The organism is Lysobacter sp. Soil_C_15 (genome assembly GCF_057657315.1).
On sequence record NZ_JBDGIR010000005.1, the window covers coordinates 1 to 26,137 of the forward strand.

Sequence of the window (26,137 nt, forward strand, 5' to 3'; positions counted from 1 at the left end):
ACTCGGGACTCGGGACTCGGGACTCGGGACTCGGGACTCGGGACTCGGGACTCGGGACTCGGGACTCGGGACTCGGGTGGGTATGTTTCAGGGCGGCTTTAGAAACTGGGGGCTGTCGCGTGCATTCTCAAGCGGGATGCACGACCGCAGACGCAGACTTTTTACGAGTCCCGAGTCCCGAGTCCCGAGTCCCGAACTCCGTCAGTAGCCGCGCTTGCGCCGCAACCTTCGCGCGATGCCGGCACGGGCGATCAGGGCGAAGGCGCCGCCGAAGGCGAAGCCGGCCAGGTGGGCGGACCAGGCGACCGCGCCGAAGGCCGGGCCGATGAAGGTGAACACCACCTGCAGCAGCGCCCATACCCCGATCAACAGCGGCGCCGGCACTTTCACGAACTGCAGGAACAGGCCCAACGGCACCACCACGCCGAGCTTGGCGCCGGGAAACAGCGCCAGGTAGGCGCCGATCAGCGCCGACACCGCGCCGCTGGCGCCGATGATCAGCCGATCAGGGGTGCCGATCGCCAGCACCGCGGCTAGGTTGGCCACCGCGCCGCCGATCAGGAACAAGGCCAGCAGGCGCCACGGACCCATCGCGCGTTCGGCCGGCAGGCCGAAGATCAGCAGGAACACCAGGTTGCCGAGCAGGTGGGCCCAGTCGGCGTGCAGGAACAGCGCGGTGAACAGGCGCAGGATGCTGCCGTCGCGGATCGCCTCCCACCACGCCAGCGGATCGGACAGGCCGCCCGACAGCGCGCCCCATTCGAGCATCAGCCGGCGTTGCTCCGGTCCGGACAGCACCACCGCCGAGACGATGAAGGCGATCCACAGCAGAGCGAACACCAAAGGCGTGGCCCAACGCAGGCGCGTGCGTTCGCGTGAAGGGATGGCGACGAACATGCTCATGAGCGACGCCTATTCAGCATCGGACGAGGCCGGCGCGATACCGCTCGGAAGCGGAAAAACGCCCGCAATACATGGGTTTGCGACATCTGCACGGACGATTTTGCGATCTTGGGCGTATTGTTAGCGTTCGGTTAATGGCCGCGCTATAGTGCATACGGCGTCGTACGTCGGGAGGGGTTTCCGGCGGAACCGGGCCGACCCGCGCGGCCCGTGCTCAACGCCGCGATAGAACGAAAAATACTCCAACGGAGACTACACGCATGCAAGCCTCACACCGCATCTCCCGCCTGACCGCGCTCGCGCTCGGCATCGCCGGCGTCATCAGCGTCGGTTCGGCCGGAGCGACCGGCTTCCAGATCCGCGAAAACAGCGTCAAGAACCAGGGCCGCGCGTTCGCCGGCAGCGCCACCGCCAAGAACGACGCCGCTGTCGTGACCAACAACCCGGCCGCGATGGTGAACCTGGACTCGCTGACGATTCGCGGCGACGTGACCGTGATCGACCTGACCGCGAAGTTCCGCGGCGGCGGCACGGCCGCGGCCGGTACCTTGCTCGCGCGCCCGCTGACCGGCGGCAACGGCGGCGACCCGGGCGATGCGCAGCCGGTGCCGGCGCTGTCGATCGTGATGCCGCTGTCGGGCGCGTTCGAGAAGCTGACCCTCGGCGCCCAGTTGAACGCGCCGTTCGGCCTGAAGACCGAATACGACCGCGACTGGGTCGGCCGCTACAACGCGGTCGAGTCGGAAGTGAAGACCATCGACCTGACCTTCTCCGCCGGCCTGGCCCTGACCGACCGCTTCTCGGTCGGCGCCGGCCTGATCTGGGAACGCGCCGAAGCCACCCTGACCAACGCGGTCGACTTCGGTTCGGCGATCTGCCGGGTCAGCATCGCCGCCTGCACCACCCCGAGCCTGGCCGCCGCGCCGTTCGGCCCGCAGAAGAACGACGGCTACGCCAAGGTCGAGGGCGATGACTACGGCCTGGGCTGGATCGTCGGCCTGCAGTGGAAGCCGACCGACAAGTTCTCGATCGGCTACTCGCACCGCTCGGAGATCGACCACGAGCTGGAAGGCAACATCGAGTTCACCAAGCCGGCCAACGTCTCGGCCCTGCTGGCCGCGCGCGGCATCACCCAGTACAACTCGGGTCCGGGCGGCGCCAAGCTGACCACCCCGAGCGTCGACACCCTGAGCCTGCAGTACGAGTTCACCGATCAGTTCCGCATGATGTTCGATGCGCAGCAGACCGACTGGCACTCGCTGAAGTCGGTCGACATTGTCCGCGCCAACGGCACGCCGATCACCAGCGAGCCGTTCGAGTGGGAAGACACGATGATGTACGCGCTGGGCGCCGAGTACGACCTCAGCGACGCCATCACCCTGCGCGGCGGCATCGCCCTGGACGAGACCCCGACCAACGACGAGCACCGCACCCCGCGCCTGCCCGACAACGATCGCACCCTGTACTCGCTCGGCCTGACCTGGAACGCCAACGAGCACCTGAGCGTCGACGCGGCCTACACCCGCATCGAGATCGACAGCCCGAAGATCGACGTGGTCTCGAGCAGCGGCTCGCGCCTGACCGGTACCTACAAGGGCCACGCCGACCTGTTCGGTATCGCGGCTCAGTACAAGTTCTGACAGGTCTGAGTCATCCTGAAAAAGACCCCGCTTCGGCGGGGTTTTTTTTGCGTCCTTGGTTGAACTTCACTGTTCGGGCAGGCATTCGCCCCTAAAATTTTCGAGGGCTTCAGGAGCCCTCTTCGAGGTTGAATGCACTCGGCGAAAAATCAGGACAGGGAGTGTTTTTGTGAAAAATGTATTTATATTGCTTCTGTTTTCTTGCTTGTCGGCAGTGTCAGTGCCGGCATTGGCCCAGGATGCCACTGCATATCCGTGCTTCCTTTGTACAGATGCTCAAATGGCCGCTGAGGCGCGCTCATACGGAAGCGGGACAAGATACGTATATAGCCTCGGCGAGCGGATTGTAGGGTTCAACGTCCAGGGTGCTTCGGCGACGATGTTCGCTCCGGATCAGTTTGTGCAGGATCAGTTTTGGTCGCTTTACAACATTTACGTCGAGTCGAACGGCTCCATGGGTATCACTATCACGGTGGATATTCCAGAAAGCCAGGCAGGAATGGCATCTCCCTTGGTGGCTCCGGCGATTAAGGCCAAACAAACCGCATCCGCCTCTTTCACCGGATCAGTCAATGCATACGATGTTGTCAGATCGAGTCAGGCACGCAATCTTCTGGATCAGCGGCTGAAAGAGAACCCCAGGCTGGCTTTCACCGCTGCAGCTGCGAACCTGGGGCGTGCTATCAAGTTCGAAAACCTCTCCAGCGGTGGTGCGAAGCTAAGCGTTGAAGCCAAGTTTCCCGATGGAAGCAGGGTGGTCATGATCTTCAACTACGATACGAAGAACTGGGAGTACGCCAAAGGAACTGCTGTCGACTCCAACAACAATACGATCCCGGATTCCCCTCTTGACTTCGTCAACGGCGAAACAGGTTTCGCAGAGTTTGGTTTCGATAGTGGTTATAGCCCGGATGTCAGTGACTTCATCTATCGGGCGAACATGATGGGTATCCCGGTTACTGGTCAGCGCGGCTCCGGAAGAACCGGCATTGCATGCACGAAGGTGGGTGAGTCAATTCGTTGCCAACTAGTTTCGATGTGATGTATCCCGGTATGCATCTTGGAGTTCGGCTGATTGCCCCATGATGCCGGCATGATTTTTCATGTTTTCATAACTGAACGAAAAGCCCCGCTACGGCGGGGTTTTTCTTTTTCGCGCATGCCACGATGGCGGCTTTCCGCCCGTCGCCGCGCCGCGCATGGATATCGCTTCCGAACCCCGATCCGCCCCGCATGCCGCTGCCGCGGTGCCGGTGCTGGCCTGGTTGAGCGGCCGCGCGCAGCCGTACACGCGCCCGGGCAGCCTCAGCGCGATCGATAAGCGCACCGTAGCCGGCCGGGTGCGGATCGGCGCGCACGGGCTCGAAGGCGACGAGCAGGGCGACCGCCGCGTGCACGGCGGCGCCGACAAGGCCGTGCACCATTACCCCTACGATCACTACCCGCGCTGGCGCGAGGAACTCGGCGCGCATGCGCTGCTGGATGCGCCCGGCGCGTTCGGCGAGAACCTCAGCAGCGTCGGCATGTACGAGGCGAGCGTGTGCCTGGGCGATCGCTATCGCTGCGGCGGCGCGGTGCTGGAAGTCAGCCAGGGCCGGCAGCCGTGCTGGAAGCTCAACGACCGCTTCGGCGTCGCCGACATGGCGCGGCGGGTGCAGGCCAGCGGGCGCACCGGCTGGTACTACCGGGTAGTGCGCAGCGGCGAAGCGGAAGCCGGCGATGCGCTGGCGCTGATCGAACGGCCGTGGCCGCACTGGAGCCTGCAACGCTTGGCGACGCTGCTGTACACGCGCACCCTGGACCGCGACGAACTGCGCGCCGCCCTGGCGCTGCCGCTGGTGCCGTCGTGGCGCAAGCTGGTCGAGAACCGCCTGGCGCGCGACGCGGTCGAGGACTGGGGCTCGCGGATCGAGGGGCCGGCGTCGGCGTGAGCGGGCGCTCGGCCAGGCCGGGCTCGCCTACACTGTCGTCCCGACCGCCACCCGCCCGAACGATGTCCGCGATCCGTTTCGATGCCGAAGAAAAAGCGTTGTTGGTCGGCAAGCTGCAGGCCTATTTCGAGCGCGAGCTCGGGCAGCCTTTAGGGCGCTTCGACGGCGAGTTCCTGCTCGACTTCGTTTCCGAACAGATCGGCGCGCACTACTACAACCGCGGGGTGCGCGACGCGCAAGCCTTGCTGGCGGCCAAGTTCGACGACATCGCCGACGCCTGCTACCAGCTCGAGCGGCCGACCGAGCTGCGGCGCTGAGTCAGCCCGCGGCGGCGCGCCCGTCGCCGGCGGAGGCGAGACAGGCGCGGGTCGGCGCGCTGAGGATCAGCACCGCTTCCTGGCGGAAGCGTCGTTTGTAGGACGCGGCGATCTCGACCACGCGGCGGCGGCCGTCCGCGCTGTCGACGTGGACCAGGTCGATCGCGCGCGAATCCTCCTGTTCGATCTGGCCGCCGGCGCCGCGCCACTGGCCGCGGGCCTGGTAGACGGTCAGGCCGTCGGGAAAGCGCGGCGTCACCACCTCGGCCAGGAACGCCTGCCATTGCGTCTCGCTTACCGGTCCATCGGGGCTGTTCATGCCGAACAGCATCCGATCCAGGCGGCGTTCGCTGCAGGCGCCGGACGTGAGCGGCAGCGGCGCCAGCGAGGCGCAGCCGGCCAGCGCGCACAGCAGCGCGGCCACGGCGAGGCGCAACGGCGGTCGCGGCGGTGAGTGGCGCAGGGCCAGCGGCATGAAGGCGTCCCGGTGAGCGGTGGGTCCATCTTGCCAGGATGAACCGCGCGGATACGCCGGTCGCGGCACGGCGTATCTGCGATGGCCGTCGCAGGTGCGCGCGCGGCGCCGGCCTAACCTGCAAATCCGCTTCGAACCGCGCGCGCGGCGCCGGCGGACCGCGCCTGCACCATGCCCTCGCGCCGTTTGCGTTCGGCCGTGTTCCTCAGTCTGGGAGCGCTCATGAGCACTTCATTCGCCCAGGTCCGGTTGCAGGCCCTGCAGCCCGACGATGCCGACTACGCGCCGCTGCTGGCGCTGGCGCAGCCGCGCGCCGAGCAGGCGGTCGGCTTGCCGCTGCGGTTGCAGGTCGACCATCTGGACCGGCAGGGCGATTGGGCGTTTCTGCTGTCGCGCATGCGCGCGCCGGACGGCAACCGGATCGACTGGAAGCGCACCGACTACGCCGAGCAGGCCGCTGCGGGGGCGATGTCGGAACGTTACGCCGCGCTGTTCAGGCGCGACGACGGGCAGTGGCGGTTGATCGCGCAGGCGGTCGCGCCCGGCGACGTGGCTTGGGAGACATGGCCGCAGGAACACGGCGCGCCGGCGAGCCTGTTCGGCTACTGAGCGCCGGCCGCCGCGCGGCGGAGCGCCCCCAAGGCCCGCATCGCACGCACGCCGTCGCCGCGCTGCGGCCGCGGCCGCAACGCGACGAAGACCGCGCCGCGCGCGCTGCGCTCAGCGCGGCTTGGACAGGATGTACCAGTCGCCGCTGGCGCCGCCCCAGCTGATTTCCTGGGTGCCGTCGGCGTTGCGGTTGTTGGAGCCGATGAATTGCGGCTTGCCGTTGGCGTCCAGGCCGGCGAACAGCACCGTGTGCGATTGCCGCGAGTTCTGCATGATCACCACGTCGCCGGGCTTGGCCTGGCCGACGTCGACCCGTTTCCAGCCTTCGTCGATGAGCCGGTCGCGCAGGTTGACCACCGAGTCGGTATGCCAGTCGATCGCGCCGGCCTTCTGCAGGCAGGCGGTAACGAAGTTGGCGCAGCACACGTCGCTGGGCACGTTCGGGTTCATCGGGATCTCGCCGCTGCGCTTGAGGTCGCTGGCGTCGCGGCCGAGGAAGCGCTTGGCGATGTCGGCGGCGTTGCCGCGGCCGGTGTCGACCCGGGTGTCGGTATCGACGCGGTTGTCGGTGTCGATGCGGCCGTTGCCGCGGCCATCGCTCAGCCCGTCGAGCTTGAGCGTGTCGCCGGCGAAGATCAGGTCGCGATTGTCGATCTGGTCGTTGAGCGACATCAGCCGCTCGACCGTGGTCTGGAACAGCAGGGCGATTTCGGACAGGGTATCGCCGCGGACGATGTGGTGGATCATGGTGACTCTCCCGTCGAGCGTGTGCCGGATACGGAGAGCAGCCCCCTGACTGCACCTGCAGGCGAGTGTCCCGCCGTGCCGCGGCGCGCGACAGCCGGGGCGTGCCCTAGCTAGGGCGCGCCCGAGCAGCGCAATGCGATCGCGCGCACGAAACGAACATTCGCGTGCGGCGCGTACCTGGGCGGCAGGTTCCTGTAGGAGCGGCGTGAGCCGCGACCAACCGCAGCGACGCACGTAAGCGCAGCATCCGAAGCGCGTCGAAACCACTCGCGCTCGATGCTCCAGCGCTTCGGATGCCGCGCTCGCGCACATCGCTGCGGTTGTCGCGGCTCACGCCGCTCCTGCAAGAGCCGGGCGCAATAAAAAAACGGCGCGCCTGGCGGCGCGCCGTTTCGGGGTCGCGTGCATCGCGGTATCGCGACGCGACGCGGGTCAATCGCCCAGGGTCAGCAGCGAGGCGTTGCCGCCGGCCGCGGTGGTGTTGACGGTGATGGTCTTCTCGGTGGTGAAGCGCGGCAGGTAGTGCGGGCCGCCGGCCTTGGGGCCGGTGCCGGACAGGTTCTGGCCGCCGAAGGGCTGCACGCCGACCACCGCGCCGATCTGGTTGCGGTTGACGTAGCAATTGCCGACCTTGACCCGCGCGGCGATGCGGTCGATGGTCTCGTCGATGCGCGAGTGGATGCCCAGGGTCAGGCCGTAGCCGGTGGCGTTGATCGCGTCGATCACCGCGTCCAGCTGATCGGCCTTCCAGCGGATCACGTGCAGCACCGGGCCGAACACTTCCTTGTGCAACTGGTCCAGCGACTTCAGCGCGTAGGCGCGCGGGGCGAAGAAGCTGCCGTGGGCGCTGTCGGCGTCGAGCGCGACTTCGGCGATCTTGACCGCTTCCTTGTCCATGCGCGCGGCATGCTCGACCAGCATCTTGAGCGCGTCCTCGTCGATCACCGGGCCGACGTCGGTCGACAGCAGGCCGGGGTTGCCGACCTTCAGCTCGGCCATCGCGCCGGCGAGCATGTGGGTGACCTTGTCGGCGATGTCGTCCTGCACGAACAGCACGCGCGCCGCCGAGCAGCGCTGGCCGGCCGAGGTGAAGGCCGAGCCGATCGCGTCCTTGACCAGTTGTTCCGGCAGCGAGGACGAGTCGGCGATCAGCGCGTTCTGGCCGCCGGTCTCGGCGATCAGCACGCCGATCGCGGCGTCGCGCGCGGCCAGGGCGCGGTTGATCGCGCGCGCGGTGTCGGTCGAGCCGGTGAATGCCACGCCGGCCACGCGCGGGTCGCGGGTCAGCGCCGCGCCGACGGTGGCGCCGTCGCCGGGCAGGAACTGCAGCACCGCTTCGGGGATGCCGGCTTCGTGCAGCAGCTTGACCGCGTAGTAGCCGATCAGGTTGGTCTGCTCGGCCGGCTTGGCGATGACGCTGTTGCCGGCGGCCAGGGCGGCGGAGATCTGGCCGAGGAAGATCGCCAGCGGGAAGTTCCACGGGCTGATGCACACGAACACGCCGCGGCCGGACAGGTGCAGGGTGTTGGATTCGCCGGTCGGGCCCGGCAGCGCTTCCGGCGCGAACAGCTTGCGTGCGTGAGCGCCGTAGTAGCGCAGGAAGTCGACCGCCTCGCGCACTTCGGCGACGCCATCGGGGATGGTCTTGCCGGCTTCCTTGGTGCACAGCGCCAGGTACTGCGGCATGCGCTGCTCGAGCAGGTCGGCGGCGTGCTCGAGGATCGCGGCGCGGCTCGCGGCCGGGGTCGCGTCCCAGCCTTCCTGGGCGGCGACGGCGTTGCTCAACGCCCGCTCGACCGTGGCGCTGTCGGCGGCCTGCCACTGGCCGACGGTCTCGCGGCGGTCGGCCGGATTGGTGACGGCGATATCCGGGCCCTGCACGGTCGCGCCCGGCACCAGCGGGGCGGCGCGCCAGTCGCCGACGGCGGCGTTGACGGCGGCGGCGAGGGACTGCAGTTGCTGATCGTTGGCGAGATTGACGCCCATGGAATTGGTCCTGTCGTAGCCGAAGCTGCGGTAAAGGTCGGCCGGAAGCGGAATGCGCGGATGCGGAATGCTGTCGAAGCCGGACACGGTCTCGACCGGATCCTGGATCAGGTCCTCGATCGCGATGTCCTCGTCGGTGATGCGGTTGACGAAGCTGGAGTTGGCGCCGTTCTCGAGCAGGCGGCGGACCAGGTAGGGCAGCAGGTCTTCGTGCGAGCCGACCGGGGCGTAGACGCGGCAGGGCGCGTCGAGGCGGTCGGCCGGAATGACTTCGGCGTACAGGTCGTCGCCCATGCCGTGCAGCTTCTGGAACTCGAAATGCTTGGCCCGGCCCATCGACTGGGCGCGACGGTGGATCGTGGCGATGGTCTGGGCGTTGTGGGTGGCGAACATCGGGTAGATCGCGTCCGACGCTTCCAGCATGCGCCGGGCGTTGGCCAGGTAGGACACGTCGGTGTTCGGCTTGCGGGTGAACACCGGATAGCCTTCCTGGCCGTCGATCTGGGCGCGCTTGACCTCGCTGTCCCAGTACGCGCCCTTGACCAGGCGCACCGGGATGCGGCGGCCGTGGCGGCGGGCCAGGTCGGCGATGAAGTCGATCGCCTCCGGGGCGCGCTTCTGGTAGGCCTGGATCGCCAGGCCGTAGCCTTCCCAGCCGTCCAGCGACGGGTCGGCGTAGGCGGCGGCGATCACGTCCAGCGACATCTCCAGCCGGTCGGCTTCCTCGGCGTCGATGGTGAAGCCGATGCCGTAGCCCTTGGCCAGTTGGGCCAGCTCGAGCACGCGCGGGGTCAGCTCGGCGAACACCCGGGCGCGCTTGGCGTGCTCGTAGCGCGGATGCAGGGCCGACAGCTTGACCGAGATCGACGGCGCGGCGAATACGTCGGCGTTCTTGTCGTTGCCCTGAGCATCGCCTTGGCGATGCGGAGAGAAATGTTTGCCGATCGCGTGGATCGCGTCGCGGTAGGCCTGCAGGTAGCGCAGCGCGTCCTTGGTGGTCAGCGCGCCTTCGCCGAGCATGTCGAAGGAATAGCGGTAGTGGGCGTTGTCGCCCTTCTTCGAGCGCGCCAGGGCCTCGCCGATGGTGCGCCCCATCACGAACTGATGGCCCATGATCCGCATCGCCTGGCGCACCGCCAGCCGGATCACCGGCTCGCCGACCCGGCCGACCAGGCGCTTGAAGGCGTTGTGGACGTCGCGCTTGGTGTCGTCGGCCAGATCGACCAGCTTGCCGGTCAGCATCAGGCCCCAGGTCGAGGCGTTGACCAGGACCGAGTCGGACTGGCCCAGGTGGCGCTTCCAGTCGGCGTCGCCGAGCTTGTCGCGGATCAGCTTGTCCGCGGTCTCCTGGTCCGGAATGCGCAGCAGGGCCTCGGCCACGCACATCAGCAGCACGCCTTCCTCGCTGCCCAGGTCGTACTGGCGCATGAAGGCTTCGATCGCGCCCTGATCCTGGGCGCGGGCGCGGACCCGCCGGACCAGGTCGGCCGCGGTCGCCTGGGCGGCGGCGCGGTCGGCGTCGGGCAGGCGCGCGAGTTCGAGCAGGGCCCGCACGTGCTGGGCTTCGTCGCGGACCCAGCCGGCGGTGAGCGCGGCGCGCGGACCGGCCGCGGGCGGCGGCAGTTCGGGGCTGATCAGCGCGCTCGGCGCGGTGGCGTGCGAGCGCGGCGGCGGGCCGTCGCTGGCGACGGCGGAGGAGGCGTTGGTGGACATCGGACCCGGGACGGGGGGAGGAAGACCGCCATTTTAGAGCTTTCTATCGGTCCCGGCCTGTATGGCGAGCAGGCGCGCGCCGGCGGCCGGCGAGCGGCCGGGACCGCGCCCTCGTCGCGCCCTCGGCGTGCCCGCGCTGCGCGCCGGAACCGGCTCGATTGCGCGAAAGCCCGCCGTTGCTGGCTTTGCGCGCGATTTTTCCTGTCCATGCGGCGGGTTGCCGCAGGGCGGGGCGACCGCTACCATTTCGCGGTTATCCGTAGCGCCGATGCCGGCGTGATGGGCCCTCATCAGGGCTCGCCAGCCACCTCTTCCCGCAAGGTCCCCGCGCTCAGCCAGAATCGGCGCGGCCGGCGCCCGGGAAGGGCAGCCCGCGGAGCGCGCGTTGAACACCACACTGATTTTCTGGGGCTCGATCTGATGAAAGCCGGTAGTTTCAAGCAGTGGGCAGTGGGCATCGCCGCGATGGCCTTGCCGGTTCTCGCAGTCGCCCAGGCGGCCGATCCCAAGCCGTGGCAGCTCAACATGGGCGAGGGCGTCACCGCACAGTCGGCCAACGCCTATTCGGCGCACATGCTGGCGCTGTGGATCTGCGTGATCATCGGCCTGCTGGTGTTCGGCGCGATGGCCGTGGCCATGTTCAAGTTCCGCAAGTCCAAGGGCGCCGTGCCCGACAAGGACTTCACCCACAGCACCAAGCTGGAGATCGTCTGGACCGTGGTCCCGGTCGCCCTGCTCGTGCTGATGGCCTTCCCGGCCACCAGCAAGCTGATCAACATGTACGACACCCGCGACTCGGCGATGACGGTGAAGATCACCGGCTACCAGTGGATGTGGAAGTACGAGTACCTGGGCCAGGACGTGGCCTTCACCAGCCGCCTGGACCGCAAGAGCGACCAGCTGCGTCAGAGCAAGAAGAAGATCACCGTCGCCGACCACGAGCACTACCTGCTCGACGTCGACAACGTCCTGGTGCTGCCGACCGACACCAAGATCCGCTTCGTGATCACCGCCGACGACGTGATCCACGCCTGGTGGGTGCCGGCGCTGGGCTGGAAGCAGGACGCGATCCCGGGCATCGTCAACGAGGCCTGGACCGAGATCAAGCAGCCGGGCGTCTACCGCGGCCAGTGCGCCGAACTGTGCGGCAAGGACCACGGCTTCATGCCGATCGTGGTCCGCGCCCTGCCCAAGGCCGAGTACCAGCAGTGGCTGGCCGAGCAGAAGGCCAAGAACGCCCCGGCCGCCGCCCCGGCGGCTCCGGCCGCTGCGCCGGCCGCCGCCCCGGCCGAAGCCGCGCCGGCCGCGGCCGCCGCCCCGAATTCCGACACCACGGCCGCCGCTCCGCGCGCTGCGACCGTCGGTTGATCGTCAAGCATTCATCAGAGGTAGGCCATGGCAGTCACGCACCCCGTCGCCGATCAGCACGATCACCACGATGATCACGCCCACCAGCAGGGCTTCATCGAGCGTTGGTTCTTCTCGACCAACCACAAGGACATCGGCACGCTGTATCTGATCTTCAGCTTCGTGATGTTCATCATCGGCGCTGGATTCTCGGTCTACATCCGCGCCGAACTGGCCGAACCGGGCCTGCAGCTGCCGGGCGGCCCCGAGTTCTTCAACCAGATGACCACCATGCACGCGCTGGTGATGATCTTCGGCGGCGTGATGCCGGCCTTCGTCGGCCTGGCCAACTGGATGATCCCGCTGCAGGTCGGCGCGCCGGACATGGCGCTGCCGCGAATGAACAACTGGTCCTTCTGGATCCTGCCGTTCGCCTTCACCCTGCTGCTGATGACCCTGTTCCTGCCGGGCGGCGCCCCGGCCGGCGGCTGGACCCTGTACCCGCCGCTGTCGCTGCAGGGCGGCTCCAACGTCGCCTTCGCGATCTTCGCCATCCACATGATGGGCATCAGCTCGATCATGGGCGCGATCAACGTCATCGCCACCATCCTCAACATGCGCGCCCCGGGCGTGGACCTGCTGAAGATGCCGATCTTCTGCTGGACCTGGCTGATCACCGCCTTCCTGCTGATCGCGGTGATGCCGGTGCTGGCGGGCGCGGTGACCATGCTGCTGACCGACAAGTTCTTCGCCACCTCGTTCTTCAACGCGGCCGGCGGCGGCGACCCGGTGATGTTCCAGCACATCTTCTGGTTCTTCGGCCACCCCGAGGTCTACATCATGATCCTGCCGGCGTTCGGCGTGGTGTCGGAGATCATCCCGACCTTCAGCCGCAAGCCGCTGTTCGGCTACCAGGCGATGGTCTACGCCACCGCCTCGATCGCCTTCCTCTCGTTCATCGTGTGGGCGCACCACATGTTCACCGTCGGCATGCCGCTCGGTGGCGAGATCTACTTCATGTTCGCGACCATGCTGATCGCGGTGCCGACCGGCGTGAAGGTGTTCAACTGGGTCACCACCATGTGGCGCGGCTCGATCTCGTTCGAGGCGCCGATGCTGTGGGCGATCGCGTTCGTGATCCTGTTCACCATCGGCGGTTTCTCCGGCCTGATGCTCGCCATCGTGCCGGCCGACTTCCAGTACCACGACACCTACTTCGTGGTCGCCCACTTCCACTACGTGCTGGTGACCGGCGCGCTGTTCTCGATCATCGCCGCGGTCTACTACTGGTGGCCGAAGTGGACCGGCCGGATGTACAACGAGGGCATGGCCAAGTTCCACTTCTGGTGGACCATGGTGTTCGTGAACCTGCTGTTCTTCCCGCAGCACTTCCTCGGCCTGGCCGGCATGCCGCGCCGTATTCCCGACTACAACGTCGTGTTCGCCGACTGGAACCTGATCAGCTCGATCGGCGCGTTCGGCATGTTCCTGACGCCGTTCATGATGGCCTTCATCCTGTGGCGTTCGAAGGTCGCCGGGGTCAAGGCCGAGGCGCGCTCCTGGGAAGGCGCCAAGGGCCTGGAGTGGACCGTGCCGAGCCCGGCGCCGCACCACACCTTCGCCACCCCGCCGGTGATCCGCGACGGCGACCTCGCCCACGGCGACATCACCCACTGACCGGACCGCGCCGCGGAATGCGGCGCGCGCCCCGGGCGCCGCGCCGCCTTCCTGGCCACAGACGATGAACCGTCCGCCGACCGATCCGCAGGATCTCGCCCGCCGCCGCGCCGCGGCGCGACGCACGGCCTTGTGGTTCGGCGCCGCGGCGGTGACGATCTACGTGTTGTTCATCCTCAGCGGGGTGCTGTCGAAGTGAACGAGCGCGACGCCCAGACCGTCGAAGCCCGCCGCCAGGCCGGGCCGAAGATGACCCGGACCATGATCCTGGTCGCGCTGGGCGCGTTCGGCTTCACCTTCGCCCTGGTGCCGATGTACCGCATCGCCTGCGAGAAGGTGTTCGGCATCCGCCTCGAGCGCGGCGCCGGCCAGGCCCAGGCGCAAGCCGCGCCGGCCGCGGCGCGCCTGGTCACGGTGCAGTTCGACGGCAGCGTCAATTCCAAGCTGCCCTGGGACTTCAAGCCGCACCAGCTGAGCATGAAGGTGCGCCCGGGCGAGCAGTACGAGACCACCTACTACGCGCGCAACACCACCGACCGCGCCATCGTCGGCAGCGCCTCGCCGTCGGTCGCGCCGGCGCGCGCGTCGGGCTATTTCAACAAGACCGAGTGCTTCTGCTTCACCGCCCAGACCCTGCAGGCGGGCGAGTCGCGGGAGATGCCGGTGCGCTTCATCGTCGACCCGAACCTGCCGGCCGACGTGCACACGATTACGCTGTCCTATACCTTCTTCAAGAACGACGTGCTCACCGCGCGCCTGCAGCAGGGACCGGTCTCCAAGGCCGCCTCCTCGCCGCTGGCGGCGCCGTAAGCTGGCTCAGCACCCACAGGAACGCCGCCATGGCCCACGCCCATACGCCAGACGCCAATCACTACTTCGTGCCGCACAGCAGCCGCTGGCCGTTCCTCGGCTCGATCGGCCTGTTCACGACCATGATCGGCATCGCCAGCTGGCTCAACGAAGTCAGCTGGGGCAAGCCGGTGTTCTTCGTCGGCCTGGCGATGATGGTCGGCGTGCTGTTCGGCTGGTTCGGCGACGTGGTCCGCGAATCGGTGCGCGGCAACTACAACAAGCAAGTCGACGTTTCGTTCCGGATGGGGATGATCTGGTTCATCTTCTCCGAGGTGATGTTCTTCGCCGCGTTCTTCGGCGCGCTGTTCTACGCCCGCCAGTTCGCCCTGCCGTGGCTCGGCGGCGACGGCGACGGGGTGATGACCAACAGCCTGCTGTGGCCGGAGTTCAGCGCGGCCTGGCCGAGCTCGGGCCCGGGCCAGGTCGGCGGCCACTTCCAGACCATTCCGGCCTGGGGCCTGCCGCTGCTCAACACCCTGATCCTGCTGACCTCGGGCGTGACCGTGACCCTGGCGCACCACGCGCTCAAGGGCGCGCACCGCAAGGCGCTGTTGGTGTGGCTGGGCCTGACCGTGGCCCTGGGCTGCCTGTTCCTGTTCTTCCAGGCCGAGGAATACATCCACGCCTACAAGGAACTGAACCTGACCCTGGGCTCGGGCATCTACGGCTCGACCTTCTTCATGCTGACCGGTTTCCACGGCGCCCACGTCACCCTGGGCACGATCATGCTGGCGGTGATCTGGTTCCGCTGCCTCAAGGGCCATTTCAGCAAGGACAACCATTTCGCCTTCGAAGCGGTGGCCTGGTACTGGCACTTCGTCGACGTGGTGTGGCTGGGCCTGTTCCTGTTCGTCTACGTGCTGTAAGCGCGCAGGCAGTACCGACGACGAAGGGCCGGCAGCGATGCCGGCCTTTCGCGTTTACAGGCGCGTTTACGGGGACGGAGGGGTTGAGCGGGCTTAACCCCTCCGTCCCTGGCTTGCTGGGCCTGCGCAAGCTGCAGGCCGTGGCGCCCCGCGCAGGCGGGCATCGGAGACTTCAGCGTCTTGTCGCGGTGGAGCCCGGGATCCCCGCGTTCGCGGGGATGACGGCAGCTGGGTTTCGAGGAATGGCCGTAGGCAGCTTTCGATGGATGGCCGTGGCAGGGATTGCCCGCGCCTGCGTCGGGCCGTCCTGCCTGCGCAGGCGGGCATCGACAGACTTCAGCGCCATAATAGGCAGCCGGGCCGTGCCGCTCCGGTCGCCTCAGCCCGGGTTGGAGCCCACGCCGTGCGGGGTGATCCAGCCCATCCAGATCGACACGATCACGATCAGGATCAGCGCCACCGACAGCGCGATGCGCCGGGTGAGCGCGTTGACCGTGCGCTTGCTCTGCCCCTTGTCCACCAGCATGTAATACAGGCCCGCGCCCAGATTCCACAGAATGACCCCGAGGAACGCGATAACCAGCAGGACCTTCAGCTCTTGGCTCATCGCGGCCTCCTTGGGTGCGCGCGCGGGTGCGAAGCGCGGATTATCGCAGCCCGCCCGGAGGATGGGGTGAGCCGTCGCGGCAGCCTGCTGTTCGGCTGGGCGCTGGCGCTGGGCGCGATCGCCCTGTTCGCCAACCTGGGCCTGTGGCAGGCGCGGCGCGCGGTCGAGAAGCAGGCCATGCTCGACGCAGCGGCCCAGGTGCTGCGCGAACGTCTGCCGCGGCCGTTGTCGGCGGCGGCCGATCCGGCGCGGCGGGCCACGGTCGACTGGGCCGCGGGCCTGGGCCGCTTCGACCAACGCGGCGCCTTCTTGCTCGACAACCAGCAACGCCACGGCCGCGCGGGCGTGCGCGCTTACCGCATCTTCCTGCCGCGCCACGGCGCGCCGTTGCTGGTCGACCTGGGCTGGCTGCCGCTGGCCAGCGACCGGCGCCTGCCGGCGATCGTCCGTCCCGAGGGCGAGATCGCGCTCAGCGGCCTGCTCGCGCCGCCGCCGTCGCCGGGCATCGCGCTCGGCCCCGGCCTGGCGCGCGAAGGCGAGGCCTGGCTGCTGACCCGGGTCGATCCGGCCGCGATCGCGTCGGCCACCGGCGTCTCGGCGCCGTTGGCGCCGCGCGTGCTGCGCCTGGATCCGGCGTTGCGCCTGGGTTACGACCGCGACCTGGAACTGCTCGCCAACACCTTGCCGCCGGACAAGCACCGCGGTTATTCCCTGCAGTGGTTCGCCCTCGCCGCCGCGGTGCTGATCACCGCCCTGATCCTGACTTTCCGCCCGCGCCGCGCCCGCCCATGACCGACACCCCGAGCCAGACCGTTTCCCCGCAGCAGCGCAAGCGCAACCGCCTGACCCTGCTGCTGATCGCCGCCTTCTTCTTCGTGCCGATGCTGGTCGCCGGGCTGCTGCGCTTCTCCGACCTGCACCCGGCGGTGAACCGCCAGCACGGCGAGTTGCTGGAGCCCAAGCCCGACCTGCGCCGGCAGCCGCCGCAGCTGGCCGACGGCCGCGCCTACGCCTGGAATCCGGGCGCGCGCACCTGGCGGATCCTGGTCGCGCCGCCGTCCGGCTGCGCCGCCGCCTGCGTCACCTTGTCGCGCCAGCTCGACACGGTCTGGCAGTTGTTCGGCAAGGACGCCGACCATGTCGAGCTGCTCTGGGTCGGCGAACCGCCGGCCGGTGCGGCGCGTCCGGCCTCGTTGCGGGTGCTGGCGCCGTCGCCGGCGCTGAGCGCGGCCCTGCCGCGACTGAACGACCCGGCCGGGGTGCCGGTGTACGTGGTCGACCCGAACGGCTTCGTGATTCTGCGTTACGCTCCCGGCTTCGAGCCGGGCGGACTGCGCGCGGATCTGTCCAAACTGCTGAAACTGATGTGAGCGACCGGCGGTCGCGCGCGCCCTGCGGGCGTCGCCGCGGCCGGCCGCTGCGGGAACCCTTTCCAGAATGAGCGTAACCGGCAAAGGCCTGGCGACCCCGGGCCTGTACAAGAACTTCCACCGCATCGCCTGGCTGGCGGTGGGGCTGGCGCTGTGCGTGATCGTGTTCGGCGCCTTCGTGCGCCTGTCCCACGCCGGCCTGAGCTGTCCGGACTGGCCGACCTGCTACGGCCGCGCCGCCTGGCCGACCACGCCGCACGAGATCGGCGACCACGCCGCGACCCAGATCCGTCCGGTCGAAGTCGACAAGGCCTGGCGCGAGCAGTTCCACCGCATGATCGCCGGCCTGCTCGGCGTGCTGACCCTGACCCTGGCCCTGGTCTCGGCGCGCCGGCGCCGCAAGGGGGTGGCCCAGGTGCTGGCCGCGGCGGCGGTGGTGGCGATCGCGATTGCGCTGTACATGCGCGGACAGCACGTCGCCGCTTCGGCGTTGGCGATCCTCGGCGAGGGCATCCTGCTCGCCGCGGCGCTGCGCTGGAGCAATGCCGATCTGTCGCGGGCCAGCGCGCTGACCCTGGCGGTGATCATCTTCCAGGCCCTGCTCGGCATGTGGACGGTGACCTGGCTGCTCAAGCCGATCGTGGTCATGGGCCATCTGCTCGGCGGCCTGCTGACCTTGTCGCTGCTGGTCTGGGTCGCTTGGCGCGCCACCGACCGGCCGATCCGCCTGGCCGACGCGCCGACGCTGTGCCGCTGGATCGCGCTTGGGGTCGCCGTGCTCGGCGTGCAGATCGCGCTCGGCGGCTGGACCAGCGCCAACTACGCCGCGCTGGCCTGCGGCAACGACTTCCCGACTTGCGTCGGCCAATGGTGGCCGCGCCACGACTTCGGCGAGGGCTTCGTGCTCTGGCGCGGCATCGGCGTGGACTACGAAGGCGGCATCCTCGACGGCGAGGCGCGGATCGCGATCCAGCTCGCCCACCGGATCATGGCGCTGGCGGTGTTCGTCTATCTGATCGGCCTGGCGGTGAAGCTGCTGCGCACCCCGGGACTGCGCGGCTGGGCCAGCCTGCTCGCCGCGCTGACCCTGCTGCAGGTCGGCCTGGGCATCGCCAACGTCAAGCTGGGCCTGCCGCTGGCGGTCGCGGTGGCGCACAACGCCGGCGCCGCGCTGCTGCTGTTCGTGCTGGTCTCGCTGCTCGCGCGCCTGCGCACGCCGGAGCCGTGATGAACGCCGCCGCCCGCCCCACCTTCAAGCAGTACTGGGACCTGACCAAGCCGCGCGTGGTCGCGCTGATCGTGTTCACCGCGATCGTCGGCATGTTCATGGCCGTGCCCGGCTGGCCGCCGCTGCGCGAGTCGGTGCTGGGTTTCCTCGGCATCTGGCTGGCCGCGTCCTCGGCGGCGGCGATCAACCAACTGCTGGACTCGCGCATCGACGCCAAGATGGCGCGCACCTCGTGGCGGCCGATCGTCGCCGGCCAGGTCAGCCCGACCCAGGCCCTGGTGTTCGCGCTGATCCTGGCCGCGGCGTCGATGCTGATCCTGGTGCTCTGGGTCAACCTGGTCACGGCAGTACTGACCTTCGCCTCGCTGATCGGCTATGCGGTGATCTACACCGTCTACCTCAAGCGCGCCACGCCGCAGAACATCGTCATCGGCGGCATCGCCGGCGCGGCGCCGCCGCTGCTGGGCTGGGCCGCGGTCACCGGCATGCAGGGCGAGTGGGACTGGGCCCACTCGCTGCTGCTGGTGCTGATCATCTTCGTCTGGACCCCGCCGCACTTCTGGGCGCTGGCGATCTTCCGCCGCGCCGACTACGCGCGGGCGATGGTGCCGATGCTGCCGGTCACCCACGGCGTGGCCTATACCCGCTGGCAGATCCTGTTCTACACCATCCTGCTGGCGGTGGTCTCGGTGCTGCCCTGCGTGTTCGGCATGAGCGGCTACTTCTATCTGTTCGGCGTGCTGGTGCTGGACGCGATGTTCCTCTATTACGCCTGGCGGCTGATGAACCCGCCGGACGAGCTGTACGCGATGAAGGTATTCAACTACTCGATCGTCTATCTGATGGTCCTGTTCGCCTTCCTGATGATCGACCACTGGCTGCCGACCTCGCTGCAGCCGGCGCCGTTGTTCCAACTGCAGCGCGCCGGCTGAGCCGCGCTCAGCGGCACCAGCGCTGGTGGCTGGCGTAGGCCTCCTGCAAGGTCGCCGAATCGCCGTCCTGGGCCATTTCCTCGATCTGCCGGCCGAGTTCGCGGCAGGGCGCGGCCGGATCGCCGCCGCCGAACAGGCGGCCGATCGAGCGCAGGACGCTCTGCGGCGAGCGCGGCGCGGCCATGCGGAAACGCTCGACGCCGGCGCCGGGCAGGGCCGGCGCGGCGCGCGCGAACGGATCGCGCGCGGCGAAGCTCAGGCCGCGGTCGGCCTGATCGACGAAATCGGCCGACAGGCCGGTGGGCGGGTCGGCGCTGGCCGGCGCGGTGGCGGCCGGCGATGTCGGTACCGAGGTCGCGTGCGTCGACGCGGGCGCGAGCGGTCGCCTGACGGTAGCGGCGGCGCGACGCGGCCGTGCCCGGACCGGTTCGCTGCGCGCGGGTGAGGCCGGCGCGGTCGGCGGCGGCGTGCGCACGATCCAGTACAGCTGGGTTTCCACCGCGGTCGCGATCGGCGGCGCGCTGCGCAGCAGCTTGTGCGCGGTCCAGGCCAGCAGGGCGTGGACGACGATGACGACGGCGCCCGCGACGACGCGGTCGTGGCGATCCTTGCCTGGGGAATGCATGACGTCCTCGCGATGCAGTGCGGGGAGTGTAGGCGCGGCCCGGACGCGGACCCTGACTGGCAGCGAACCGGCGCGACGCCGGCTCAGTCGGCGACGTCGTCGCTCGCCGGCGATGCGGGCGCATGGGACCGGCGGGCATACCGCGCCGCGACCTGGGCGCAGACCAGCAACTGGATCTGGTGGAACAGCATCACCGGCAGCACGATCGCGCCCAGCGCCGAGCCGGCGAACAGCACCTTGGCCATCGGCACGCCGGTGGCCAGGCTTTTCTTCGAGCCGCAGAACACGATCGCGATCTCATCGCTGCGGTCGAAGCCGAGCCGGCGCGCGGCGACGGTCAGCGCGATCATCGCGGTCGCCAGCAGCAGGACGCAGATCGCCAGCAGCAGATAGACCGATTCCACCGGCGTGCTCTGCCACAGTCCGCTGGTCATCGACGCGGCGAATGCGGCATACACCACCAGCAGCACCGTGCCCTGGTCGGTGTAGCGCAGCAGCGCGCGCCGTCGCGCCACCCAGGCGCCGATCCACGGCCGCAGCAGGTGGCCGGCGACGAAGGGCGCCAGCAACTGCAGCACGATCTTGCCGATCGCTTCGGCCGGGTCGGCCATCCCGCCCTGCGCGCCGGCCAGGGCGCTCATCAGCAACGGGGTCAGGAACACGCCGAGCAGGCTGGACGCCGAGGCGCTGCAGACCGCGGCCGGGACGTTGCCGCCGGCCATCGAGGTGAACGCGATCGAGGACTGCACGGTCGAGGGCAGGCAGCACAGGAACAACAGGCCCAGGTAAAGCTCCGGCGTCAGTCCGCGTGTGGCCAAGGGCTTGAGCGCCAGGCCGAGCAGCGGGAACAGGGCGAAGGTGGCGGCGAAGACCAGCAGATGCAGGCGCCAATGCGTCGCGCCGGCGAGGATCGCCTCGCGCGACAGGCGTGCGCCGTGGAGGAAGAACAGCGCCGCGATGGCGACGTCGGTGAAGCGGTCCAGCGCTGCGGCCGGCGCGCCGGACAGCGGCCAGGCCCAGGCCAGCGCGACGGCGGCCAGCAGGGCCAGGGTGAAGCGGTCGACGTGCAGGCGCATGGGCCGGGATTGGGGATTGGGGATAGGCAGGACCGATCTTGCCTGGTCTTGGGCGCCGACGGGTTGGCCGGGGTGTTCCGGCGCTGGCCGATACAGGCCGGTCGCGATGCCGCCCTGGATACCCGCGTTCGCGGGATGACGGTAGGTGGGCCGCCTGGTTTCTGTCCGCGAAGGCGGGCATCCAGAGACTTCAGAGTCGTGCCTCGATGAAGCCCTGGATCCCCGCTTTCGCGGGGAGGCCGAACGCCTCAGCAGGGGCGCACGCGCTCGGCGATTTCGGCGGCGCTGTCCGGGGTCACGTACCAGCGGCCCGGGTCTTCGTATTCGAAGTCGATCGCGACTTCCGCCGCTTCGCGGTTGATGCGCATGATGCACACCCGCCACGGCGCCTTGCCGGCGACGTGGGTGGCCAGGCGCAACTGTTCCAGACGGTTTTCGAGCTCCGCGCCCGACGGGGTCAGCGCCTCGCCGGGCTGGCCCTTGTCGTAGCGGAAGCCGTTCAAGCGGCTGATGCCTTCGCCGTACCAGGCGATCAGGGCATAGCCGTCCCACGGCCGCTCGCCGGCCTTGGGGTCGACCACGATCAGGCGCGCGATCTCGCCGAGCAATTCGTCTCTGTTCATGTCCAGCCTTGGGCGTTCGGGTTAGGCGCGGGCTGCGATCAGCTCGTCCATCTGCTCGCTGTCGACCCGGTCGTACTGCTGTCCGACCCGGTTGTCGAAGCTCACGCGCTGATCGTAAACCCTGCCGCCGTCGGCCGGGTCGATCACCTCATAGGAAATGCGAACCCGGTCCGGTCGGTCGGCGCCGCGCGGGCTCAGGTCGATGGCGACGCGCACCTCCATGCCCTGGTCGATCCAGGCCGCCCATTCGTTCTCCAGGGTCTTGTAGGCGCCCATGTTGAAGTTGCCGTTCTGCGGGAACAGGTTCTTCAGGCCCTGGTCGGTGACGAAACGATGGCCGAACACATGCCCGCCCTGGTCGCCGTCGATGCCGCGGTCGGCGGCGTCGCGTTGCGCCTGGGTTTCGGCATCGCTGCGCTCGAGCTCGCTGAACACGGTGCGCAGGGTGGCTTCGGCATGCACCGGGCGGCCTTGCTCGTCGACGATCCAGCGCGCGTCGTTGGCCTCGCCGCCGTCGGGATTGACCACCCTCGCTTGGATCGGCTCGATGCCGGCGGCGACGCGGCCGGCATAGTCCTCGCGCACCGCCGGGCCGCTGCGCTCGCTCACGGCGCGGTCCAGGATCTCGCCGAAGGCGCCGCGCAGCGCATGCAACTGGCCCGCATCCAGCCGTTCGGCCAGGCCGTTGGCGAGGATCTCGCGCTCGGCCAGCGGCATCGCGTTCAGCGTCGCCGGTGCGAGCGCGGCGGCGGCTGCCGTCGCGTCGTCGCCGTCGAGCGGCAAGCCGGCCGGCGGAAGCAGGGAATCGACGGAACGGAAGTTCAGCGGGTCGGTCATCGCCAGGGCCGGCAGCGCAGGACGCCGCCGACCTTAGCGAGGCGCGCGCTGCGGGCCCAGTTAGGGAAAACCCCAGGAGCGAAGAGTGAGCGCAGAGTAGCGAGGAGCGAGCGACGGCCCGCTTTACTTACGCCTCACTTCTCCAAACTCACTTCTCGCTTTCGCCGATCAGGTGTTCCTGCCAGAACCGCATCACCGCAGCGCCGAAGAAATCGCTGTTGGCTTTCTTCTGGAAGCCGTGGCCTTCGTCGTCGAACATCAGGAACCACACCGGCTGGCCGTTGCCGCGCACCGCCTTCACGATCTGCTCGGCTTCGGTGTAGGGCACGCGCGGGTCGTTCTTGCCCTGGGCGACGAACAACGGCGAGCGGATCTTGCCGGCGTTCTTCAGCGGCGAGATGCGATCGAACACCGCCTTCATCTGCGGGATGCGCTCGTCGCCGTATTCGGCGCGGCGCAGGTCGCGGCGGTAGGACTCGGTATTGGTGAGGAAGGTGCCGAAGTCGGAGATGCCGACCACGTCGACCCCGGCGCGGATCCGGTCGCTGTAGTGCATCAGCGAGGACAGCACCATGTAGCCGCCGTAGCTGCCGCCGTAGACGCCGACCCGTTGCGGATCGAGTTCGGGCTGTCGGGCGATCCAGTCGAGCAGGGCGCCGATGTCCTTGACCGAGTCCTCGCGCTTTTCGGCGTTGTCCAGGCCGAGATAGGTGCGGCCGTAGCCGGCGGAGCCGCGCACGTTCGGCACCAGCACCGCCGCGCCGAGTTCGTTGGCCAGGAACTGGGCGGTGGCGCTGAAGCTGGGCAGCGACTGCGCTTCCGGGCCGCCGTGGATCTGCACCACCACCGGCAGCTTCTTGCCGGCCGGCACCTGCGCCGGCTTGTAGTAGAAGGCCGGAATCGTGCGCGGCCGGCCGTCGACTTGGTCGAAGGTCGGGTAGCGCACCAGGCTGGGAGCGACGAATTTCGACGCGTCCAGTCCGCCGACTTCGCTGCGGGTCCAGCGGGTCAGCTGGGCCGGCGCCAGGTCGATCACGTAGACGTCGCTGGGCGAGGTCGCGGTGTTGATCGACAGGGCGATGCGGCGGCCGTCGGGCGAGAACTCGACCCCGCCGATCACCCCGACCGGCAGCTCCGGCAGGGGCACTTCGCGATGCCCCGGCAGCGCCAGCACGCGCAGCTTGCCGATCCCGTCCTCGTTGCTGACCAGGGCCAGGTGGCGGCCGTCGGCGGCGAGCGCGAGGTTGTCCACGTCCCAGGGGATGCCGGCGCTGAGCACTTCGAACTTGCCGCTGGCCGGTTCGTGGCGGCGCAGGGTGGCGAACTCCTGCGGCTTGCCGTCGATCGGCTCGTCGGAGACGTAGTACACCGCGCGGCCGTCGTGGGAGAAGCGGAAATGGTTGATCGAGGCCTTGCCGCCGTCGACCGGGAACAACTGCAGCTTGCCGGTCTGCAGGTCGACCAGGCCCGGGTAGGACTCGGCGGCCGAGACGTACTTGATCACCAGCAATTGCTTGCCGTCCGGCGAGAAATCCGAGGCGCTCCAGTTGCCGCCTGCGGTGACCACCGCGCGCGGCTTGCGCGTGGCCAGGTCCATCACCCACACGTCGGTGTCGGTGCCGTTGCGCAGGGTGCTGCTGTAGGCCAGCTGCTTGCCGTCGTGGGAGAACAGCGGGCTCTCGTTGCGCGACTTGCCGTCGGTCAGCAGGGTGGTTTCGCGGCTGGCCAGGTCGAACCAGTGCAGTTGCCAGAACTCGTTGCCGCCAACGTCCTTGGCGAACACGAAGCCCTCGCGGCCGGCCGGCGCGGCGGTGAGGCTGCCGACCGGTTCGCGGTAGAAGGTCAGCTGCTCGCGCATGCCCAGCGGCTGGCAGACCCGGTGGGCCTGGGTGGTTTCGGCGAAGCGGGTGCCGATCAGCAGGCAGCCGTCGCCGGTCCAGCCGCCGAGCCCGGCGCCGCGGGTGTTCTGGTAGCGGTTGAGGCGCTCCAGCAGCTCGGCGGGAATCTCCGGCAGGTTCTCGCTGACCCGATTGCCGTGCTGTTCGCGTTTGACCGCGGACGAGGGTTGGGCGTGGACGCTGGCGCAGGCCAGGGCCAGCGCGGCGATGGACAGAACGTGGCGCAGCGACATCGGCGGTTCCCCTGATCGAATCGGGACGAATCGGATCGAAACGGGCGTCGGCCGCGGCGCGGCCGGCGGACAGCCGAGCTTAGCCGGTCGCCGCGAACCGCGCGCCCTCCCGAAAGTCACGGCAGGCGCGGCGCGCCGTTTGGCTTAGAGTGCCGCGATCGCCGCCCGGGTCCGTTTGCAGGAACAGGGCGGCAGCGTTCGCAGGAACGCGCCATCCGGGGACGAACGCGTCGCGCGGCCGCCGGCCGTATTTCAGGGAGGAAATATGATCGACCGCAGAGGATTCCTGCTCGCCGCCGCGGGCTGGCTGGCCGCGGCCTGCGCCGGCCGCGCCCGCGCCGATGCCGACGCACTGCCGGCTTGGGCGCCGTCGTCGTGGGCGCCCTACCCGCAGGCGATGGCGATCGACGGCTGCGGCTTCCTCGGCAACGAGGACGGCGAAGCCGACGCGCCGCTGGCGCCGGCGGCGATCGCCGATGCGCGCGCCAGCGGCTTGCGCGCGCTGCAGGTCACGGTCGGGCCGGTGGCGCGCTACGAAAACGCCTACGAGTCCACGGTGCGCGACCTGGCCTACTGGGAGCGCGAGTTCGCCCGCCACCCCGACCTGTTCCTGCCGGTACGCGGCGCCGCCGACCTGGAACGCGCCCAGCGCGAGCGCAAGCTCGGCATCGTGTTCCATTTCCAGGACAGCGCGCCGATCGGCGAGAAGCTGGAACGGGTCGACGACTTCCAGCGCCTGGGCGTGCGCACGGTGCAGCTGACCTACAACCTGCGCAATCTCGCCGGCGACGGCTGCATGGAGCCCGGCGATGCCGGGCTGAGCCGGTTCGGCCAGCGCCTGATCGAGCGCCTCAACGAGCGCCGCCTGCTGCTGGACCTGGCCCACAGCGGGCGCCGCACCGCGCTGGAGGCGATCGCCGCTTCGAAGGCGCCGGTGCTGATCAGCCACACCGGCTGCGCCGCCCTGGTCGAGCGGCCGCGCAACAAGACCGACGCCGAGCTGCGTGCGGTGGCCGAAGGCGGCGGCGTGGTCGGGATCTACCTGATGCCGTTCCTGCGCGAGCAAGGGCAGGCGACCGCGGCCGACGTGATCGCGCACCTGGAGCACGCCTTGCGCGTCTGCGGCGAGGACCACGTCGGCATCGGCACCGACAATGCGGTGTCGCCGGTGCGCTTGACCGAGGCCTACAAACGCATGCACCGCGACACGGTGCGCGAGCGCCAGCGGCTGGGCGTATCGGCGCCGGGCGAGCGCGAGGACGTGTATCTGTTCGTGCCCGAGCTCAACCACGCCCGCCGCTTCGAGCGCATCGCCGCGCTGCTGGCGCAGCGCGGCCACTCCGACGCGCGCATCGGCAAGCTGCTGGGCGGCAATTTCGCCCGGGTGATGAGCGAGGTGTGGGGGTAATGCTTCTGTAGGAGCGGCGTAAGCCGCGACAATCGAGGCGGTGTACGCAAGCGTCCTTGCCAAAACCCGCGTATCGCAGGGGTAAGAGCGACGCAAGTCGCGACCAACCGCAGCGGTGTACGCAAGCGTCCGCGCCGAAGTCCGGATAGCCGGTATGAGCGGTAAAGGCGACCCGAATGCCCAGGCTTCGGCCACTGCGCTTTCGATCGTCGCTTCGGTTGTCGCGGCTTACGCCGC

Annotated in this window: 25 protein-coding genes; 15 read left to right on the forward strand and 10 right to left on the reverse strand. The window is 68.9% G+C overall.

Annotated elements, in window-relative coordinates; genetic code table 11:
* Positions 1 to 201: 201 nt before the first annotated feature.
* Positions 202 to 897 carry a rhomboid family intramembrane serine protease gene (locus tag AC3A57_RS12765; RefSeq protein ID WP_487579609.1) on the reverse strand — a complete coding sequence of 232 codons (696 nt, stop codon included), beginning with the start codon at positions 895 to 897 and terminating at the stop codon, positions 202 to 204.
* Between the two features lie 266 nt (positions 898 to 1,163).
* Here AC3A57_RS12765 and AC3A57_RS12770 point away from each other — a divergent pair, with 266 nt between their 5' ends.
* From AC3A57_RS12770 to AC3A57_RS12785, 4 genes are all read left to right on the forward strand, one after another.
* On the forward strand, positions 1,164 to 2,543 hold the full coding sequence (locus AC3A57_RS12770) for an OmpP1/FadL family transporter (protein WP_487579246.1): 1,380 nt from the start codon (positions 1,164 to 1,166) through the stop codon (positions 2,541 to 2,543).
* A gap of 169 nt (positions 2,544 to 2,712) precedes the next feature.
* Positions 2,713 to 3,585 (forward strand): hypothetical protein, encoded by an 873-nt coding sequence (locus AC3A57_RS12775; protein ID WP_487579247.1) that lies wholly within the window; start codon positions 2,713 to 2,715, stop codon positions 3,583 to 3,585.
* 157 nt (positions 3,586 to 3,742) lie between these two features.
* The gene (locus AC3A57_RS12780) at positions 3,743 to 4,474 is read left to right on the forward strand and encodes an MOSC domain-containing protein (RefSeq protein ID WP_487579248.1); all 732 of its coding nucleotides are present in this window, start codon (positions 3,743 to 3,745) and stop codon (positions 4,472 to 4,474) included.
* A gap of 62 nt (positions 4,475 to 4,536) precedes the next feature.
* A complete protein-coding gene (locus tag AC3A57_RS12785; RefSeq protein ID WP_221671026.1) occupies positions 4,537 to 4,791 on the forward strand; it encodes a DUF2164 domain-containing protein in 255 nt (84 codons plus the stop codon).
* A gap of 1 nt (position 4,792) precedes the next feature.
* Here the strand turns inward: AC3A57_RS12785 and AC3A57_RS12790 are convergent, their stop codons facing one another.
* Positions 4,793 to 5,266 (reverse strand): DUF3574 domain-containing protein, encoded by a 474-nt coding sequence (locus AC3A57_RS12790; protein WP_487579249.1) that lies wholly within the window; start codon positions 5,264 to 5,266, stop codon positions 4,793 to 4,795.
* A 222-nt stretch (positions 5,267 to 5,488) separates the two neighbouring features.
* Here AC3A57_RS12790 and AC3A57_RS12795 point away from each other — a divergent pair, with 222 nt between their 5' ends.
* Complete coding sequence (locus AC3A57_RS12795) at positions 5,489 to 5,875, forward strand: hypothetical protein (RefSeq protein WP_487579250.1); 387 nt, start codon at positions 5,489 to 5,491, stop codon at positions 5,873 to 5,875.
* Between the two features lie 111 nt (positions 5,876 to 5,986).
* Here the strand turns inward: AC3A57_RS12795 and AC3A57_RS12800 are convergent, their stop codons facing one another.
* Both AC3A57_RS12800 and putA read right to left on the reverse strand, forming a co-directional pair.
* Entirely contained in the window at positions 5,987 to 6,622 is a 636-nt protein-coding gene (locus tag AC3A57_RS12800) for a LysM peptidoglycan-binding domain-containing protein (RefSeq protein ID WP_487579251.1), read from the reverse strand.
* Between the two features lie 432 nt (positions 6,623 to 7,054).
* Positions 7,055 to 10,321: a bifunctional proline dehydrogenase/L-glutamate gamma-semialdehyde dehydrogenase PutA gene (putA, locus tag AC3A57_RS12805; protein WP_487579252.1), complete on the reverse strand. Its 3,267-nt coding sequence runs from the start codon at positions 10,319 to 10,321 to the stop codon at positions 7,055 to 7,057.
* Positions 10,322 to 10,741: 420 nt separating this feature from the next.
* Here putA and coxB point away from each other — a divergent pair, with 420 nt between their 5' ends.
* From coxB to AC3A57_RS12830, 5 genes are all read left to right on the forward strand, one after another.
* On the forward strand, positions 10,742 to 11,689 hold the full coding sequence (coxB, locus tag AC3A57_RS12810) for a cytochrome c oxidase subunit II (RefSeq protein WP_487579253.1): 948 nt from the start codon (positions 10,742 to 10,744) through the stop codon (positions 11,687 to 11,689).
* Positions 11,690 to 11,716: 27 nt separating this feature from the next.
* Positions 11,717 to 13,345 (forward strand): cytochrome c oxidase subunit I, encoded by a 1,629-nt coding sequence (ctaD, locus tag AC3A57_RS12815; RefSeq protein WP_487579254.1) that lies wholly within the window; start codon positions 11,717 to 11,719, stop codon positions 13,343 to 13,345.
* A 64-nt stretch (positions 13,346 to 13,409) separates the two neighbouring features.
* The gene (locus AC3A57_RS12820) at positions 13,410 to 13,544 is read left to right on the forward strand and encodes a hypothetical protein (RefSeq protein WP_255595026.1); all 135 of its coding nucleotides are present in this window, start codon (positions 13,410 to 13,412) and stop codon (positions 13,542 to 13,544) included.
* A gap of 50 nt (positions 13,545 to 13,594) precedes the next feature.
* Positions 13,595 to 14,155, forward strand: a complete 561-nt coding sequence (locus tag AC3A57_RS12825) for a cytochrome c oxidase assembly protein (RefSeq protein ID WP_487579610.1) — start codon at positions 13,595 to 13,597, stop codon at positions 14,153 to 14,155.
* Positions 14,156 to 14,184: 29 nt separating this feature from the next.
* Entirely contained in the window at positions 14,185 to 15,063 is an 879-nt protein-coding gene (locus AC3A57_RS12830; protein ID WP_064747963.1) for a cytochrome c oxidase subunit 3, read from the forward strand.
* 379 nt (positions 15,064 to 15,442) lie between these two features.
* Here the strand turns inward: AC3A57_RS12830 and AC3A57_RS12835 are convergent, their stop codons facing one another.
* On the reverse strand, positions 15,443 to 15,670 hold the full coding sequence (locus AC3A57_RS12835) for a twin transmembrane helix small protein (protein ID WP_221671035.1): 228 nt from the start codon (positions 15,668 to 15,670) through the stop codon (positions 15,443 to 15,445).
* A 66-nt stretch (positions 15,671 to 15,736) separates the two neighbouring features.
* On the opposite strand from AC3A57_RS12835, the gene AC3A57_RS12840 reads away from it, so the two are divergent.
* From AC3A57_RS12840 to cyoE, 4 genes are all read left to right on the forward strand, one after another.
* Positions 15,737 to 16,462, forward strand: coding sequence for an SURF1 family protein (locus AC3A57_RS12840; RefSeq protein ID WP_487579255.1), 726 nt, complete (start codon positions 15,737 to 15,739; stop codon positions 16,460 to 16,462).
* Entirely contained in the window at positions 16,459 to 17,040 is a 582-nt protein-coding gene (locus AC3A57_RS12845) for a hypothetical protein (RefSeq protein ID WP_487579256.1), read from the forward strand. The genes AC3A57_RS12840 and AC3A57_RS12845 overlap by 4 nt, the downstream gene beginning before the upstream one ends.
* A gap of 67 nt (positions 17,041 to 17,107) precedes the next feature.
* Positions 17,108 to 18,268, forward strand: a complete 1,161-nt coding sequence (locus AC3A57_RS12850) for a COX15/CtaA family protein (protein ID WP_487579257.1) — start codon at positions 17,108 to 17,110, stop codon at positions 18,266 to 18,268.
* Positions 18,268 to 19,200, forward strand: coding sequence for a heme o synthase (cyoE, locus tag AC3A57_RS12855; protein WP_487579258.1), 933 nt, complete (start codon positions 18,268 to 18,270; stop codon positions 19,198 to 19,200). The genes AC3A57_RS12850 and cyoE overlap by 1 nt, the downstream gene beginning before the upstream one ends.
* Positions 19,201 to 19,207: 7 nt before the next feature.
* On the opposite strand, the gene AC3A57_RS12860 is transcribed toward cyoE, so the two are convergent.
* From AC3A57_RS12860 to AC3A57_RS12880, 5 genes are all read right to left on the reverse strand, one after another.
* Entirely contained in the window at positions 19,208 to 19,825 is a 618-nt protein-coding gene (locus AC3A57_RS12860; protein ID WP_487579259.1) for a hypothetical protein, read from the reverse strand.
* An 83-nt stretch (positions 19,826 to 19,908) separates the two neighbouring features.
* Positions 19,909 to 20,901 carry a bile acid:sodium symporter family protein gene (locus AC3A57_RS12865; protein WP_487579260.1) on the reverse strand — a complete coding sequence of 331 codons (993 nt, stop codon included), beginning with the start codon at positions 20,899 to 20,901 and terminating at the stop codon, positions 19,909 to 19,911.
* A gap of 248 nt (positions 20,902 to 21,149) precedes the next feature.
* On the reverse strand, positions 21,150 to 21,524 hold the full coding sequence (locus AC3A57_RS12870) for a hypothetical protein (RefSeq protein ID WP_487579261.1): 375 nt from the start codon (positions 21,522 to 21,524) through the stop codon (positions 21,150 to 21,152).
* A 21-nt stretch (positions 21,525 to 21,545) separates the two neighbouring features.
* Complete coding sequence (locus AC3A57_RS12875) at positions 21,546 to 22,361, reverse strand: DNA/RNA non-specific endonuclease (RefSeq protein WP_487579262.1); 816 nt, start codon at positions 22,359 to 22,361, stop codon at positions 21,546 to 21,548.
* A gap of 148 nt (positions 22,362 to 22,509) precedes the next feature.
* A complete protein-coding gene (locus AC3A57_RS12880; protein WP_487579263.1) occupies positions 22,510 to 24,492 on the reverse strand; it encodes a S9 family peptidase in 1,983 nt (660 codons plus the stop codon).
* A gap of 265 nt (positions 24,493 to 24,757) precedes the next feature.
* Here AC3A57_RS12880 and AC3A57_RS12885 point away from each other — a divergent pair, with 265 nt between their 5' ends.
* The gene (locus tag AC3A57_RS12885) at positions 24,758 to 25,900 is read left to right on the forward strand and encodes a dipeptidase (RefSeq protein WP_487579264.1); all 1,143 of its coding nucleotides are present in this window, start codon (positions 24,758 to 24,760) and stop codon (positions 25,898 to 25,900) included.
* Positions 25,901 to 26,137 lie beyond the last annotated feature (237 nt).